This window comes from Nonomuraea sp. NPDC050310 (genome assembly GCF_040655795.1).
Lineage (GTDB): Bacteria > Actinomycetota > Actinomycetes > Streptosporangiales > Streptosporangiaceae > Nonomuraea.
In genome coordinates this window covers 23,351-37,438 of record NZ_JBFAKP010000027.1, presented here as the reverse complement: position 1 = coordinate 37,438, position 14,088 = coordinate 23,351, and the positions used below count along the sequence as shown (strand labels likewise).

Genomic DNA, 14,088 nt, shown 5'->3' with positions numbered 1-14,088 from the left:
AGCGCGATGGCCGCCACAGCGGGATGCACTCGGGGCCGCCGCCTTCGGAGCCCTCATGGTGGTCCGAGAAGCCGGCGCTCCCCGGCAGTGCCACAGGGCTCACAAAAGCGCAGATGTCACACCCCTTACTCACCAAACGGCAAGACTCGCCTTACCTCCGATACCCCTTATGAAAGACATGCGGAAACCCTCCAGCCATGGGGCCAGAGTGTGCCTTGTCATGACCTCAAGGCGAGCTGAGAGGCGATATCCGGATGGCGCGAGCTGAGGGCATGCCCCTGGGCGTGCGGCCGCTCACGGTGGGAGATCCGGTCATCATCGGCCGGTACCTGCTGCTCGGACGGCTCGGTTCGGGCGGCATGGGTGTGGTGTACCTCGCCGAGCATCCGCGCGGCGGGCTCGTGGCGCTGAAGACGCCGCACGCGGTCCACTTGAACGACGCGACGCTGCGGGCGCGGTTCGCCGAGGAGGTGACGCTCTCGCGGCGCGTGGTGCCCTTCTGCACGGCCGCGGTGATCGAGGACGGGGTGGACAACAACCGCCCGTACCTGGTGAGCGAGTACATCCGCGGGCCGGCGCTGTCGTCGGTGGTGGCCGCGCGCGGGCCGCTCACGCCGGATCTCGCCTACGGGGTGGCGCTGGGCGCGGCTGCCGCGCTGGTGGCGGCGCATGACGCGGGGCTGGTGCATCGCGATCTCAAGCCGGGCAACGTGCTGTTGTCGCCGCAGGGGCCGTGTGTCATCGACTTCGGCATCGCCCGTGACGTGGACACGGCGACGGCGCATACCCAGGCTGGGCAGGTCATGGGCAGTCCGGGGTGGGTGGCGCCCGAGCGGCTGACCGGGGGGCCTGCCGTACCGGCGTCGGACATCTTCGCGTGGGGCTGCCTGGTGGCCTATTCGGCGACCGGCCATCACCCGTTCGGGTCGGGCGAGGCCGATGTGGTGACGCGGCGGATCCTGCTGGAGCAGCCGCGGCTGGAGGGGGTGCCGGCGCTGCTGCGGCCCGCGGTGGCCGCCGCGCTGGTCAAGGAGCCGGCCGAGCGGCCCAAGGCGGCCGACCTGCTGCGGGCGCTGCTGGCGGCCGGTGGCGTCGGGGACCCGTGGGACCTGCGCGAAGCCGTACGGCGGGTGCTCGGCGAGATCTGGACCGCCGTACCGTACCCGCCGGCGGGGGAGCGGCGGCCCGAACGCCGGCCGCCGCCCGAGACCTCGCCCCGGCGGCGCCGCGCCCGCCAGGGCGCGCACCTGTCGCACGCCAGTTTCGCGGCGCTGGCGACGGTGTCCATCGCCGCGCTCACCGTGGCCGCCGCAGGAGGGGGCGGCACGGCCTTCGGCGGCGCTCAGGCGCCGGAGACCGTGCCGATCATCCGCAACCACGGGAGCGCGGCCTCGACCATCCGGCCCACGGTGGCCGGGACCTCCGGGGTGGCCACGCCGCCGGCGGTCGAGCCGACGCGGCCGACCGTGATCGTCACCCGGACGCGGGAGGCCAAGCCGCCGAACGTCGCCGCGGTGCGGACCACTCCGCCGCAGGTCACCGAGGAGATCCGGCCCGACCCGCCGGGGTCGAGGCCCGGCGACTGCGTCAACCCGGCCGGGCGCAAGCGCGGCAAGTCGAAGCACTGCCCGGAGCCGTCGTCGGGGATCTCCACGATCCCGCAGGAGGGTCCGGGGGAGACCGAGACGCCGACGCCCACGCCGAGCCAGACGCCGACCCAGATCCCGCAGGAGGGGCCGGGCGAGGAGCAGCCCAGCGCCTCACCGTCCGCAAGCGGCGCTTAGGCCTTCGAGAACAAGCTGAGAGGCCGGACCCGGGAGAGGTCCGGCCTCGATCAACAGGGTTCGCCTGTTGCCTTCCCGCCGGCCCGTTCCCTGGAAGAGCCCGCGGAAAGCGTCCTAGTGGGCCGTGGCGAACTGCTCCTCCTCCGTCGAGCCGCGCAGCGCGGTGGTCGAGGAGTCGGGCGAGATGGCCGTGCTGACCAGGTCGAAGTAGCCGGTGCCGACCTCGCGCTGGTGCCGGGTGGCGGTGTAGCCGCGCGACTCGGCGGCGAACTCGGCCTCCTGCAGCTCGACGTAGGCGGTCATGCCCTCGCCGGCGTAGCCCTGGGCCAGGTCGAACATCGAGTAGTTGAGCGAGTGGAAGCCCGCCAGCGTGATGAACTGGAACTTGTACCCCATGTGCCCGAGTTCCTTCTGGAACTTGGCGATCGTGGAGTCGTCGAGGTGCTTCTTCCAGTTGAACGACGGCGAGCAGTTGTAGGCCAGCATCTGGTCGGGGTACTCGGCCTTGATCGCCTCGGCGAACTCGCGGGCGACGTCGAGGTCGGGCGTGGAGGTCTCCATCCAGAGCAGGTCGGAGTGCGGCGAGTAGGCCAGGCCGCGGGCGATGCAGGCGTCGACGCCGTTGCGCACCCGGTAGAAGCCCTCGGCGGTGCGCTCGCCGTTGGTGAAGCGCTGGTCGCGGGGGTCCACGTCGCTGGTCAGGAGCGTCGCGGCCTGGGCGTCGGTCCGCGCGATAATCAGGGTCGGGACGCCGGAGACGTCGGCGGCCAGGCGGGCGGCGTTGAGCGTCTTGATGTGCTGCCCGGTCGGGATGAGGACCTTCCCGCCGAGGTGGCCGCACTTCTTCTCGGAGGCGAGCTGGTCCTCCCAGTGCACGCCCGCCGCGCCCGCGGCGATCATGCCCTTCATCAGCTCGAAAGCGTTGAGCACGCCGCCGAAGCCGGCTTCGGCGTCGGCCACGATCGGGGCCAGCCACTCCCGCTCCTCGCCCTCCGACCAGGTGATCTGGTCGGCGCGCAGCAGCGCGTTGTTGATGCGGCGCACGACGGCCGGCACCGAGTTGGCCGGGTACAGCGACTGGTCGGGGTAGGTCTGCGCGCCGAGGTTGGCGTCCGCGGCCACCTGCCAGCCGGAGAGGTAGATCGCCTTCAGCCCGGCCCTGACCTGCTGCACCGCCTGGTTGCCGGTGAGCGCGCCGAGGGCGTGGACGTAGTCTTCGGTGTGCAGGAGATCCCAGAGCCGCTCGGCGCCTCGGCGGGCGAGCGTGGGCTCCTCCTGGACGCTGCCGCGCAGCTTCACCACGTCTTCGGCGGTGTAGGTGCGCTCCACGCCCTTCCATCGGGGATCGGTGTCCCACTCCTGCTGCAGCTGCTCGGCAGCTCCCTTGAGGCGATCGCTCATCGTTCACTCCTTTTGTCGTCCCCTGGGTGCTTGTGCCGAGTGTGTGCCCGGAATCAACCCATGGGCAGCCCCTCTGCGGCAGCGAAGAACGAAGAAAATTCGCTATGGGAAAATACTGACAGGTATTCCAAAGAGAAAATTTCGCAAGTTTTCCAGTTGGCCTAGACCAATCCGGTACGGCAGGCGCAGCCGGGCACCCCGGCCGACACGGGCTGCCGCAGGGAGTAGAAGAAGTACAGAATTTCTGTCTAAGATGCCGACATGGCCTCCTTGCTGAGCGAAGAACCGCTGTCTTTGACGCAGGAGCTGGATCTGATCGCCTTCGGGCAGCGCCTGCGCCACCTGCGCAAACAGCGCGGGCTGACACTCTCCGACCTCGGCGAGCGGGTGGGCCGCGCCCCCTCGCAGCTCTCGCTCCTGGAGAACGGCAAGCGCGAACCGAAGCTCACCCTGCTCAAGGGCCTGGCCTCGGCCCTCGGCGTACCGGTGGAGGAGCTCCTGCGCCGCCAGGCGCCCAACCGCCGCGCCCAGCTCGAGATCGAACTGGAGGAGGCCCAGCGCGATCCCATCTACGCCGCGCTCGGCCTGCCCAAGCTCAAGGTCTCCGCCCGCGTCCCCAACGACGTCCTCGAACACATCCTCGGCCTCTACGGCGAGCTGCGCTCCCGGCAGGCCAGAGGCACCGCCACCCCCGAGGAGGCCAGGGCGGCCAACGCCGAGCTGCGCCGCCGCCAGCGCGAGCTGGGCAACTACTTCCCCGACATCGAGCAGGCCGCCGCCGAGGCCCTGGCCGCCGTCGGCTACCGCACCGGCGCCCTGTCGCAGTCGACCGTCCAGGCGCTGGTCACGCACTTCGGCTACACCGTGCACACCGCCCAGGACCTGCCGCGCTCGGTGCGCTCCATCGCCGACACCCGCAACCGGCGCATCTACGTGAAGAACGAGCAGCTCGGCATGCACACCCCGCGCACCATCCTGCTCCAGACCATCGGCCACCTGGCCCTCGGCCACGGCAAGCCGCGCGACTTCGCCGACTTCCTGCGCCAGCGCACCGAGGCCAACTACTTCGCCGCCGCCGTCCTGGTGCCGGAGAAGACCGCCGCGACCTTCCTCCAGGAGGCCAAGCAGGCCCGCGCGCTGTCGGTCGAGGACCTGCGCGACGTCTTCGCCGTCTCCTACGAGATGGCCGCCCACCGCTTCACCAACCTGGCCACCACCCATCTCGGGCTGGTCTGCCACTTCGTGCGCAACGACGCCGGCGGGATCATCTACAAGGCCTACGAGAACGACGGCATCGTCTTCCCCGCCGACGAGCAGGGCGCGATCGAGGGCCAGCGGATGTGCCAGCAGTGGTCGGGCCGGCAGGTCTTCCTCTCGCCCGACCGGTTCTCGGTGTTCTACCAGTACTCCGACTCGCCGACCGGCACGTACTTCTGCGTCGCGCACGTGGACCCCTCGCGCGAGCGCGACTTCGCCATCACGCTCGGCGTGCCGTACCGGGAGTCGCGCTGGTTCCGCGGGCGCGAGACGACCAACCGCACCAAGTCGGGCTGCCCGACGGGGGACTGCTGCCGCCGCCCGCCGACCGAGCTGGCCCAGCGCTGGGACGGCTTCGCCTGGCCCTCGGCGCGGGCCAACTCCCACGTGCTCGCCGCGCTGCCGCCCGGTTCCTTCCCCGGCGTGGACGAGGCCGACGTCTACACCTTCCTCGAACGGCATGCCGTACGGGGCTGAACTAGGCTTTCGGGGGAACGATCGTGACGGGGGAGACGAATGGGTGAAGCCATGCTGCCCGCGGTGGAGGCCTGGCTGACCAGCCGTACCTCGTCGGCGGGGGACTGGCCGCCGGCGCGGCTGCTGGAGTTGAAGCAGGACACCACGGTCAGCGTCGTGCTGCCCGCGCGCGACGAGCGGGAGACCGTGGGGGAGATCGTCCGGGTGGTGCTGGACGAGCTGGCCGGGCTGGTGGACGAGGTGGTCGTCATCGACTCGCGCTCGGCCGACGACACCGCGGTGGTCGCCGCCGAGGCGGGGGCCGCGGTGTTCGCGCAGGACGAGATCCTGCCCGACCTCAAGCCGCTCGACGGCAAAGGCGAGGCGTTGTGGAAGTCGCTGGCCGTGACGTCCGGGGATCTCGTGGTGTTCGTAGACGCCGATATCCGGAAATTTCGGGCGGAGTTTGTCAGTGGCCTGCTCGGGCCGCTCCTCGACGACCCTTCGGTGGTCTACGTGAAGGGCTGCTACGACCGCCCCCTCGACGGCGCCCCCACCGGCGGCGGCCGCGTCACCGAACTCGTCGCCCGCCCGCTCATCAACCTGCACTGGCCGCTGCTGTCCGGCTTCATCCAGCCCCTGTCCGGGGAGTACGCCGGCCGCCGCAGCGCCCTGGAGCGGGTGCCGTTCATCTCCGGCTACGGCGTCGAGCTCGGCCTGCTCGTCGACCTGCTCGACCTCGCCGGCCTCGACGCCCTCGCCCAGGTCGACCTCGGCTCCCGCGCCCACTCCCACCAGTCCACCGAGGCCCTCGGCGGCATGGCCGCCCAGATCATGCTCGCCGCCTGGTCCCGCCTGGAACGCCAGGGCAAGATGGTCGCCGTCGAGGAACCCGCCACCCGCCTCACCCAGTTCCGCCGCGCCGGATCCGGCCACGAACTCCGCATCCGCGACATCTCCATCGCCGAACGCCCCCCGATGCTCAGTCTCTAGGGACTCGGGGGACCAGCCCGCCCAGGGTCTCGTCCAGCAGCGGCTCGCAGCGTTCCGGTGGCACGCCCATCGAGTGGGTGAGCGAGCACAGCCACAACCCCAGGTCGTCGGTCTGCCCGTTCAGATCGAGGCGGGCCCGGAACGTCCCGGACTGGGCGTCGTAGGCGTTCGCGGCGTTGTTGAGCGCGGCGGGGGCGGTGTCGAGGAAGGTGGCGAGCGCCGCGCGATGCTCGTCGAGCAGCTTGCTGAGCCGCGCCAGGTCGCGCGTGCCGGCGGCGACCTCGTCGCGGTTGTCCTCCACGAAGCGCGCCACCTGCGTCAGGGTGCCCGACAGGGTCCTGAGCACGGCGCGGAGCTGTTCGCGGTCGTCGTGGAGGTGGCCGGTCACCTCGGCGACGCCGTCCAGGAAGCGACGGACCGCCGCGTCGTCCTCGGCCAGGCCGCTGGTGACCGTGGCCAGGTCGCGGACGGTGCCGGCGACCTCGTCCCGGTTGCCGGCGAGCACCTCGGCCGCCGCGCCCAGCCCCTCGACCGTGTCGGCGATCTTGCCGCCCTGCCCGTCGAAGGTGCGCGCCGAGATCCGCAGCAGCTCGGCCAGCGCGCCCTCGCGGTTGGCCCCCCGCGGACCGAGCGCCACCGCCAGCTCGTCGAGGCTCGCCATCGCCTCGTCGATCTCCACCGGCACCCGGGTGTCGGTGATCGTCGCGCCGTCGGCCAGCGAAGGGCCCGTCGTGTACGGCGGAGCAAGCTGGACGAACCGGTCGGCCACCACCGACCTGGACACCAGCACCGCCTGGACCCGGGCCGGCACTTTGGCCTCGACCGCCATCCGCACCCGCACCCGTGACCCCTCCGGCACGACCGCCTCGACCTCGCCCACCTTCACGCCGAGCACCCGCACGTCCGACCCCGGATACAGCCCGACCGTCCGGTCGAACAGCGCGGTGACGCGCGTGGCGGGCGCGGGCCGCAGCAGCAGGTACCCGGCCAGGGCGGCGAGCGTGGCGAGCACGGCGAGCGTCCAGCGGTTCATGGGTGACGGCCACGCTACCGAACGTGAGGCCGCCGGGCGGGCTTCACCCGAAAGCTACCCACCGGTAAGGTGTTACCGGAGGTAACACATGGACGGCAGCTTCTCCCTGGACCTGAGTCCGGACGTGATCGAGGTCCGCGACTGGGTCCGCAGCTTCTCCCGCGACGTCATCCGCCCGGCCGGCGCCGAATGGGACGAACGCGAGGAAACCCCCTGGCCCGTCCTCCAGGAAGCCGCCAAGATCGGGCTCTACTCGCTCGACTTCTTCGCCACCCAGTGGTTCGAGCCCTCCGGCCTGGCGCTGCCGGTCGCCTTCGAGGAGATCTTCTGGGGCGACGCCGGCATCGGCCTGTCCCTCGTCGGCACCGGCCTGGCCGCTGCCGCCCTGTCGGCCAACGGCACGCCGGAGCAGATGGGCGAGTGGCTGCCCCAGATGTTCGGCACCGAGAACGACGTCAAGCTCGGCGCGTTCTGCGCCTCGGAGCCCGACGCCGGCTCCGACGTCGGGGCCATCCGGACGCGTGCCGTACGCGACGGATCCGACTGGATCATCGACGGCGTCAAGACCTGGGCCACCAACGGGGGCATCGCCGAGGTGCACGTCGTCGTCGCCTCCGTCGACCCCACCCTCGGCACCCGCGGCCAGGCCACCTTCGTCATCCCGCCCGGCACCCCGGGCCTGTCCATGGGGCAGAAGTTCCGCAAGCACGGCATCCGCGCCTCGCACACCGCCGAGGTCGTCCTCGACCGGGTCCGCGTGCCCGCCTCCTGCCTGCTCGGCGGCCAGGACAAGCTCGACGCCCGCCTCGCCCGGGCCCGTGCCGGCGAGCGCACCGGCCAGCAGGGTGCGATGCGCACCTTCGAGACCACCCGGCCCACCGTCGCCGCCATGGCCGTCGGCATCGCCCGCGCCGCCTTCGAGTACGCCCGCGACTACGCCCGCGAACGCGAGCAGTTCGGCCGCAAGATCGGCGAGAACCAGGCGATCGCCTTCCTGCTGGCCGACATGGCCACCCGGGTGGACATCGCGCGGCTGATGACCTGGCGCGCCGCCTGGATGGCCCGCAACGGCCGCACCTTCGACCAGGCCGAGGGCTCGATGTCCAAGCTCGTCGCGGGGGAGACGGCGGTGTGGGTCACCGAGCAGGCGATCCAGGTCCTCGGCGGGGCGGGGTACACGCGGGAGCATCCGGTGGAGCGGTTCCACCGGGACGCGAAGATCTACACCATCTTCGAGGGGACCAGCGAGATCCAGCGGTTGATCATCGGGCGGGCGGTCACCGGGCTGCCGGTGCGCTGACCTCCTCACCCTGCAGTCGTAGCGTGCCGAGTTCCGTCATGCGCTCGGCCGCGTAGGACGGTTCGATCAGGGCTTCGGGGGTGTACAGGCCCGGCGGGACGGGGGCGCCGCGCAGGCCGAGCAGGCGTTCCACGCCCAGGGCGATGCCGAGGGCGGTCAGGGGGCGCTGGCCTTCGGGATGGACGAGCCATTGCCTGGTGCTGAGCGGGGTGCCTGCTGAACTGGTGCCTCGCAGTTCGAGGTGGATCTCGAGGGAAGGGGCGTCGCCGCGTCGGCGGCCGGTGGACTCGCCGACGGCGAAGTCGAAGCGGACGTTGGGGGCGCCGGTCGCGAGGGCGAGGCTCGGGACGTCGAGGGTGGCGATCGTCTGGCCGGGCAGGACGGACCCGTCCAGGCTGGGCACGTCCACCTGGGCGGCGGTGCCGGTGGCCCAGGTGAAGACGCCGTCGCGGCGGATCAGGCCGGCGGAGGTGACCTCCATCAGGCGCTCCAGGTCCTCGAGGGCGGCGGGGCCGCCGGCGTCGTGCTCGTCCAGCACCGCGGCCACCCGGATCGTGTCGACGCGCTCGAAGTCGCGGGCGGCGTCCATCGCGGCCAGCACGACGAGGCCGGCCAGGAAGTGGCTGGCCAGGAGGATCGGGGCGGCCGTCGTGCGCTGGGCGCCGGCGATGACCTCCGGGGTGATGTCCACCAGGCCGTTGGAGATGCTCAAGTACGGCACGCCGTGATCCTGCGCGAAGCGCAGCCCGTTCAGGTGGGAGTCCCGCACCGCCGCCACCACCGCCGTGAAGCCTGGTTCGGGCGGCAGGCCGAGGTCGGCGCGCCGCAGGTCGAGGGTGGCGGGGGTGGCGTTGCCGAGGTCGGCGGCGACCCGCCCGGCGCGTTCGAGGTCGCGGCCCGCGACGGTCAGCGGCAGGGCCGGGTACCAGCGCCGCAGGAGCGCGGCCGTGCCCGCCCCTGCCTGGCCCGATCCGCCCATGATCAGTACTGACTGGTCCATGGCTGAGCCCCTTTCAGCTAAGCTACATTTTGTAGCCTACATTTTGTAGCTTAAGCTGGAGTCCTCACGCAAGGGAGGAAAAGTGGGCACTCCGCCGACCCGGCTGTCCAAGGAGGCGAGGCGCGAGCAACTGCTCGACGCGGCTCTGACGATCGTGCGTACTCGGGGGGCCGACGAGCTGACCTTGCCCACGCTCGCCGAGGTCGCCCGGGTCAGCCGGCCGATCGTGTACGACCACTTCGCCACCCGTGCCGGGCTGTTGCTGGCGCTCTATCTACGGCTGGATGAGCAATACCGGGACCGGCTGGCTCAGGCGTTGCGGGACGCCGAGCCGACCGCCTCGCGGGTGGCTCGCGTCATGAGCGAGGCGTACTTCACCTGCGCCACCGACCTGCCGGAGTTCACCGCCGTGTCCGCCGCGCTGAAGGGCAGTCCGGCGCTGGAGGCCACGCAGCGCGACATGGTCGAGCACTACGCCACGCTGATGGCTACGGCTCTCCGGCCGCACTCGGGCCTCGACGGCGAGGCGCTGCGGCTGCGCTGCGTGGGGGTGCTCGGGGCGGCGGAGGCCGTGGCCGCCGAGCTCAATCGCGGGCGAGCTACTGCCGAGGACGCTGTCGCCGCGTTGACCGATCTCATTCTGGGCACGCTGCGTCACTGACGGCAGGCCGCCGAGCGGAGGGTGCGATGGAGGTGCTGGGGCAGGGGGCCGCCCTGGTCGAGCCAGTCCTCGACGGAGAGCCGCACGGCCGCCATGACCAGGGCCGCGATCAACCGGGGGCCGGCGTCGGTTTCGGTGAGGCGCGGGGTGATCAGGTCGGCGATGGTCTGCTCGTAGCGCTGGTGGTGGCTCAAGGTCCAGGCGGACAGGGTGGCCGAGGCGCGGGTGAGTTCGGCGGCCTCACGCGTCTGGGTGCACGCGGCCTCGTCGAAGGCGGCGAGGATCGCTTCGATCGCGGGCAGGTGGGACGGCTGGCGGGCCAGGGCGTCGATGACGGGGTCGAGGAAGGGACGGGTGAGGCCGTCGGCGACGGCGCACTCCTTGCTCGGGAAGTAGCGGAAGAACGTCGCGCGCGAGACCCGGGCGTCCTCGGCGATCCGGTCGACAGTCGTCGCCACGAGCCCCTGCTCGACCGCCAGTTTTGCGGCGGATAAGGCGATACGCGCCATGGTGTCGCGTCTCTTGCGGTCTCTCCAGCCATCGGCTTCACTACGAGACATAGTCTCATTTTAGGCCTCGTCTCATGTCGAGCCCAGAGTGTCTGGAGGCGCGATGCCGCTGACCGGCGAATACGAACCGAGCCCTGCCGACTTCGTCGCCAAGCAGGTCGAGCTCTACGAACGCACCGGGGGCGCGGAGGGCAACACCCTGCGCGACCGGCCGGTCATCATCCTCACCACCAAGGGCGCGAAGTCGGGGAAGATCCGCAAGACGCCGCTGATGCGGGTGACCGACGGCACGGCCTACGCGGTCGTGGCCTCCCAGGGCGGGGCGCCGACGAACCCGCTGTGGTACCACAACATCGTGGCCGACCCGCACGTGACCTTGCAGGACGGCCCGGAGCCGCGCGACTACACCGCCCGCCAGGTCGAGGGCGAGGAGCGGGCGCGGTGGTGGGACCGGGCGGTGGAGGCCTGGCCCGACTACGCCGAGTACCAGAAGAAGACCGACCGGGAGATCCCGGTCTTCGTGCTCGAACCGTCCGCCTGAGCGGCCCGGGTCAAGCCTGGCGCGCGGCCTCGGGCTCGTCGTGCGTGATGTGCAGCAACTGCCGCCAGAGCGCCACCACGAAGACCGCCGAGCCGGCGAAGGCGAACCAGAACGGCGCGGTCACCCCGTAGTGCGAGGCCAGCGCGCCGCCGATCAGCGAGCCCACGACCAGGCCGCCGAAGACGCAGAGGGTGTTGACGCTGCCGACCCGGCCCTGCAGCTCGTCCGGTACGGCGCGCTGGCGTACGGTGACCGAGGTGGCGCCCCAGATGAAGGCGTGCGCGCCGAAGAGCAGGAAGATCACCGACGCCATCCACGGCGAGGTGGTGAGCGCGAGCCCCAGATGGGTGAGCGTCTCCAGGATCAGCCCCACGCGCATGATCACCCCGAGGCTGAACCGGCGGGTGATCGCCCCGTACAGGCCGGTGCCGACGAGCCCGCCGACCGCGCCGACCGTGGTGATCAGGCCGAACCCGATCGAGCCCAGGCCGAGCCGCTCGGTGGTGTAGAGCACCAGCACCGACCAGGCGGCGCCGAAGGTGAAGTTGAAGATCAGGATGGTGAGGACCAGCGTCCGCACCGCGGCGTGCCGTACCGTCCAGCCGAACCCCTCCTTGAGGTCCTGCCACAGTCCCGCGCCGCCGGTGCCGTTGCGCCGCCCGTGCGGCGGCAGCTTGATCCGCGAGATCATGACCAGCCCGGCCGCGACCAGCAGCGCCTGCCCGGCGAACGGCCACGCCGCGCCGACGGTGAACAACAGCGCGCCCAGGGGCGGCCCGGCGAGCTGGTTGAACGTGATGAACCCGGTCTGCAGCCGGGCGTTGGCGACCAGGAGATCGTCCCGGGAGACCAGCATCGGGGTGAGCGTCGAGGTGGTGTTGTCGGCGAACACCTCGGTGACCCCGATCAGCGCGAGGGCGACCAGGGCCAGCGTCACCGTGACGCTGCCGGTGGCGATCATCGCGATCAGCGCGGCCACGAGCGCCAGCCGTACCACGTTGGCCACGAGCACGATGCGCCGCCGGTCGAGCCGGTCCGACAGCACGCCCGCGTAGAGGCTGAACACCAGCGGCGGGGCCCAGCCGATCAGCGCGCCGAGCGAGATCAGGAACGGATCTCGGGTCAGTGAGAGGATGAGCAGCGGTGCCGCCGCCATCGCCACGCCGTCGCCGAAGTTGGTCGCCCAGCTCGAACCGAGCAACCAGCGAAACGAGGACCCCAGTCGTTCGGGCATGAAACGCCCCATAACCCCGCGCAGCACAAACACAGGAGCTTACGGCGGTGCCCGGGTGGCGGCAACGGAATATGTGCCCGCCGGAACCTTCCGGCGACCGTCTCGGTAGGGAGGGGTGGGGGTGCGTGATGGAGGAGCCGCGCGGCGAGGTGCTGGAGAACGGCCGGCCGGGTCTGGGCCGGTGGGGGAGGGCCGGGGTGGTGGCCGCCGTGCTCGCGCTGGGCGCCGGCGCACTGACCTGGCCCCAGACCGCCGACCCGGCACCACTCCCGGTGGCCGCCGCAGCCACCACCCCACCATCCGGTACGGCAGGCAGGCCGTACCAGGCGGGGCTGACGAAAGACCGGCGGATCCGCCTGGGTCCGCCGGTCGAGGCCGAGGGCGGGCTGCCCCGGTTGCCCACGGCCCTGCCCGGCCGGCTGTCGCCGGACGGCGCGGTCCCGCTGGGCGAGGACCCGGTGGCCAGGGCGCTGCTGCTGATCCAGGAGACCCGGGAGGTTCAGACGACCGGGCCGGTGTTCGCGCTGGGTGACGACGGCCGGTTCCGCGAGCTCGACACCACCTCGTTGCGCCCCGTCGCCGACCGCCACGGCAACGTGCAGACGCTCCTGGACGACACCGCGCTGAGCCCCGACGGCAGACGGGCCGCCTTCGCGCAACGCGACGAGGTGGCCGTCCTCGACCTGACCACGGCGAGGCTCCACCGCTGGCGGCTCCCCGGCTACAACGAGGTCGTCTCGTGGCTGCCGGACTCGGCCACCCTGCTGGTCGAACAGGAGGAGCACGCCTACCTGCTCGACCTCACGACCGGCGAGGCACGGCGGCAGCCGTACCAGGGCTTCGGCACCGTCGCGGGCGGCCCCGGCCTGCACCGGCTGGCCGGAGCCGACCTGACCTCGTGGGACCGGGCGGGCCGGCGGCTGAGCCGTACGGTGGCCAGGCCGGTGGTCGGGGTGAGCCCGGCGTGGGCGAAGGCGGCCGGCCCGGAGTGGATGGGGCCGGGGTGGGCGCGTGGCGGCCGGATCGCTCGGGACGTGTTCGGCGCCGGTCAGCCGAGGCCCTACACCGACGTCTTCGAGGCCGAGGCGCTAGTGGTCCTGGACGCGGCCACCGGACGGCTGGACGCGGCGCTCGTGCACCAGGGCGTCGACCGGATGAAGGGCTGCTGCGGAGTGCTGGGCTGGTACGACGCCGGCACCGTGATGTTCACCAGCTCGTCGGCGGCGGCGCATCGGCTGCTGGCCTGGCGGGTGGGGACCGGGGAGGTGTTCCGGGTGACGGAGCTGCCGCTCGGAACCGTGGTGGCTCTCGGCCCGCTCTGACCCCGTCTCAGGCGCCCATAATGGGCGGCCCGTAAAGGTTGACAGAGGCGCGCACCAAGGACGATTCTTCGCAGAAGATCTTGGTGTGACCGCACGACGAAAGCGCGGGAGCACGATGAGAACGCGGGAGCACGATGAAGCTGATCGCCGGTGCGTTGTTCGTTCTCGTGGCGGCGTCAGCGGGCGCCCTGTGGGCCCGCCGGCGCCTGCTGGTGGTGACCGTACGGGGCGCGAGCATGGCCCCGACGCTGAACGACGGTGACCGCGTCCTGGTGCGAAGGCGCCGGATCGACCAGGTGAACCGGGGCGACGTCGTGGTGCTGGAGCCCCCGGCGGGCCCGGCGGGCCAGGACATCCTCGAAGCACCGCCCGGCGACGACGGCCGCCGGTGGAACATCAAACGCGCGATCGCCCTGCCGGGTGACCCGGTGCCGCCGGGCGTCGCCGATCCGGCCGCCACGGTGCCCGCCGGCGCGCTGGTGGTCTACGGCGACAACCCCACCAGCCTCGACTCCCGCCAGCGCGGCTTCTTCCACGCCGACCACCTGTTCGGCGTGGCGCTGCGCCGGCTGGGCGGACCCCCGCTCTGACCGCCGG

General features: G+C 71.8%; 13 protein-coding genes. 8 read left to right on the top strand and 5 right to left on the bottom strand.

The genetic code is table 11. From position 1 onward, the window contains the following. Positions 1 to 254 precede the first annotated feature (254 nt). The gene (locus AB0I67_RS38090; RefSeq protein ID WP_357934378.1) at positions 255 to 1,784 is read left to right on the top strand and encodes a protein kinase; all 1,530 of its coding nucleotides are present in this window, start codon (positions 255 to 257) and stop codon (positions 1,782 to 1,784) included. Positions 1,785 to 1,898: 114 nt separating this feature from the next. Here AB0I67_RS38090 and aceA read toward each other — a convergent pair whose 3' ends face one another. Then, entirely contained in the window at positions 1,899 to 3,185 is a 1,287-nt protein-coding gene (gene aceA / locus AB0I67_RS38085; RefSeq protein WP_357934375.1) for an isocitrate lyase, read from the bottom strand. A 294-nt stretch (positions 3,186 to 3,479) separates the two neighbouring features. On the opposite strand from aceA, the gene AB0I67_RS38080 reads away from it, so the two are divergent. Continuing rightward, positions 3,480 to 4,919, top strand: coding sequence for a helix-turn-helix domain-containing protein (locus AB0I67_RS38080; protein WP_357934516.1), 1,440 nt, complete (start codon positions 3,480 to 3,482; stop codon positions 4,917 to 4,919). Between the two features lie 51 nt (positions 4,920 to 4,970). Next, the gene (locus AB0I67_RS38075; protein WP_357934513.1) at positions 4,971 to 5,891 is read left to right on the top strand and encodes a glucosyl-3-phosphoglycerate synthase; all 921 of its coding nucleotides are present in this window, start codon (positions 4,971 to 4,973) and stop codon (positions 5,889 to 5,891) included. Here AB0I67_RS38075 and AB0I67_RS38070 read toward each other — a convergent pair. After that, entirely contained in the window at positions 5,881 to 6,924 is a 1,044-nt protein-coding gene (locus tag AB0I67_RS38070; RefSeq protein WP_357934372.1) for an MCE family protein, read from the bottom strand. The genes AB0I67_RS38075 and AB0I67_RS38070 overlap by 11 nt on opposite strands. 88 nt (positions 6,925 to 7,012) lie before the next feature. Here AB0I67_RS38070 and AB0I67_RS38065 point away from each other — a divergent pair, with 88 nt between their 5' ends. Further along, on the top strand, positions 7,013 to 8,224 hold the full coding sequence (locus AB0I67_RS38065; RefSeq protein ID WP_357934369.1) for an acyl-CoA dehydrogenase family protein: 1,212 nt from the start codon (positions 7,013 to 7,015) through the stop codon (positions 8,222 to 8,224). On the opposite strand, the gene AB0I67_RS38060 is transcribed toward AB0I67_RS38065, so the two are convergent. Further along, positions 8,202 to 9,224, bottom strand: coding sequence for a hypothetical protein (locus tag AB0I67_RS38060; RefSeq protein ID WP_357934366.1), 1,023 nt, complete (start codon positions 9,222 to 9,224; stop codon positions 8,202 to 8,204). The two genes, AB0I67_RS38065 and AB0I67_RS38060, sit on opposite strands and share 23 nt — an antisense overlap. 82 nt (positions 9,225 to 9,306) lie before the next feature. Here AB0I67_RS38060 and AB0I67_RS38055 point away from each other — a divergent pair, with 82 nt between their 5' ends. Next, positions 9,307 to 9,885 (top strand): TetR/AcrR family transcriptional regulator, encoded by a 579-nt coding sequence (locus AB0I67_RS38055; protein ID WP_357934365.1) that lies wholly within the window; start codon positions 9,307 to 9,309, stop codon positions 9,883 to 9,885. Here the strand turns inward: AB0I67_RS38055 and AB0I67_RS38050 are convergent. Next, positions 9,879 to 10,394 carry a TetR family transcriptional regulator gene (locus AB0I67_RS38050; RefSeq protein WP_357934510.1) on the bottom strand — a complete coding sequence of 172 codons (516 nt, stop codon included), beginning with the start codon at positions 10,392 to 10,394 and terminating at the stop codon, positions 9,879 to 9,881. The two genes, AB0I67_RS38055 and AB0I67_RS38050, sit on opposite strands and share 7 nt — an antisense overlap. Before the next feature lie 103 nt (positions 10,395 to 10,497). Here AB0I67_RS38050 and AB0I67_RS38045 point away from each other — a divergent pair, with 103 nt between their 5' ends. Continuing rightward, the gene (locus tag AB0I67_RS38045; protein ID WP_357934362.1) at positions 10,498 to 10,935 is read left to right on the top strand and encodes a nitroreductase family deazaflavin-dependent oxidoreductase; all 438 of its coding nucleotides are present in this window, start codon (positions 10,498 to 10,500) and stop codon (positions 10,933 to 10,935) included. A gap of 10 nt (positions 10,936 to 10,945) precedes the next feature. Here the strand turns inward: AB0I67_RS38045 and AB0I67_RS38040 are convergent, their stop codons facing one another. Next, on the bottom strand, positions 10,946 to 12,169 hold the full coding sequence (locus AB0I67_RS38040) for an MFS transporter (protein ID WP_357934360.1): 1,224 nt from the start codon (positions 12,167 to 12,169) through the stop codon (positions 10,946 to 10,948). A gap of 125 nt (positions 12,170 to 12,294) precedes the next feature. On the opposite strand from AB0I67_RS38040, the gene AB0I67_RS38035 reads away from it, so the two are divergent. After that, positions 12,295 to 13,491: a hypothetical protein gene (locus tag AB0I67_RS38035; protein ID WP_357934357.1), complete on the top strand. Its 1,197-nt coding sequence runs from the start codon at positions 12,295 to 12,297 to the stop codon at positions 13,489 to 13,491. Positions 13,492 to 13,625: 134 nt separating this feature from the next. After that, entirely contained in the window at positions 13,626 to 14,081 is a 456-nt protein-coding gene (gene lepB, locus AB0I67_RS38030) for a signal peptidase I (RefSeq protein ID WP_357934354.1), read from the top strand. The last annotated feature ends 7 nt before the right edge of the window (positions 14,082 to 14,088 follow it).

Excerpts from the sequence above, each read along its gene's own strand:
- AB0I67_RS38090 (WP_357934378.1), top strand. The coding sequence starts at position 255 with ATGGCGCGAGCTGAGGGCATGCCCCTGGGCGTGCGGCCGCTCACGGTG.
- aceA (WP_357934375.1), bottom strand. The coding sequence starts at position 3,185 with ATGAGCGATCGCCTCAAGGGAGCTGCCGAGCAGCTGCAGCAGGAGTGG.
- AB0I67_RS38075 (WP_357934513.1), top strand. The coding sequence starts at position 4,971 with ATGCTGCCCGCGGTGGAGGCCTGGCTGACCAGCCGTACCTCGTCGGCG.
- AB0I67_RS38070 (WP_357934372.1), bottom strand. The coding sequence starts at position 6,924 with ATGAACCGCTGGACGCTCGCCGTGCTCGCCACGCTCGCCGCCCTGGCC.
- AB0I67_RS38065 (WP_357934369.1), top strand. The coding sequence starts at position 7,013 with ATGGACGGCAGCTTCTCCCTGGACCTGAGTCCGGACGTGATCGAGGTC.
- AB0I67_RS38060 (WP_357934366.1), bottom strand. The coding sequence starts at position 9,224 with ATGGACCAGTCAGTACTGATCATGGGCGGATCGGGCCAGGCAGGGGCG.
- AB0I67_RS38050 (WP_357934510.1), bottom strand. The coding sequence starts at position 10,394 with ATGGCGCGTATCGCCTTATCCGCCGCAAAACTGGCGGTCGAGCAGGGG.
- AB0I67_RS38045 (WP_357934362.1), top strand. The coding sequence starts at position 10,498 with ATGCCGCTGACCGGCGAATACGAACCGAGCCCTGCCGACTTCGTCGCC.
- AB0I67_RS38040 (WP_357934360.1), bottom strand. The coding sequence starts at position 12,169 with ATGCCCGAACGACTGGGGTCCTCGTTTCGCTGGTTGCTCGGTTCGAGC.
- lepB (WP_357934354.1), top strand. The coding sequence starts at position 13,626 with ATGAAGCTGATCGCCGGTGCGTTGTTCGTTCTCGTGGCGGCGTCAGCG.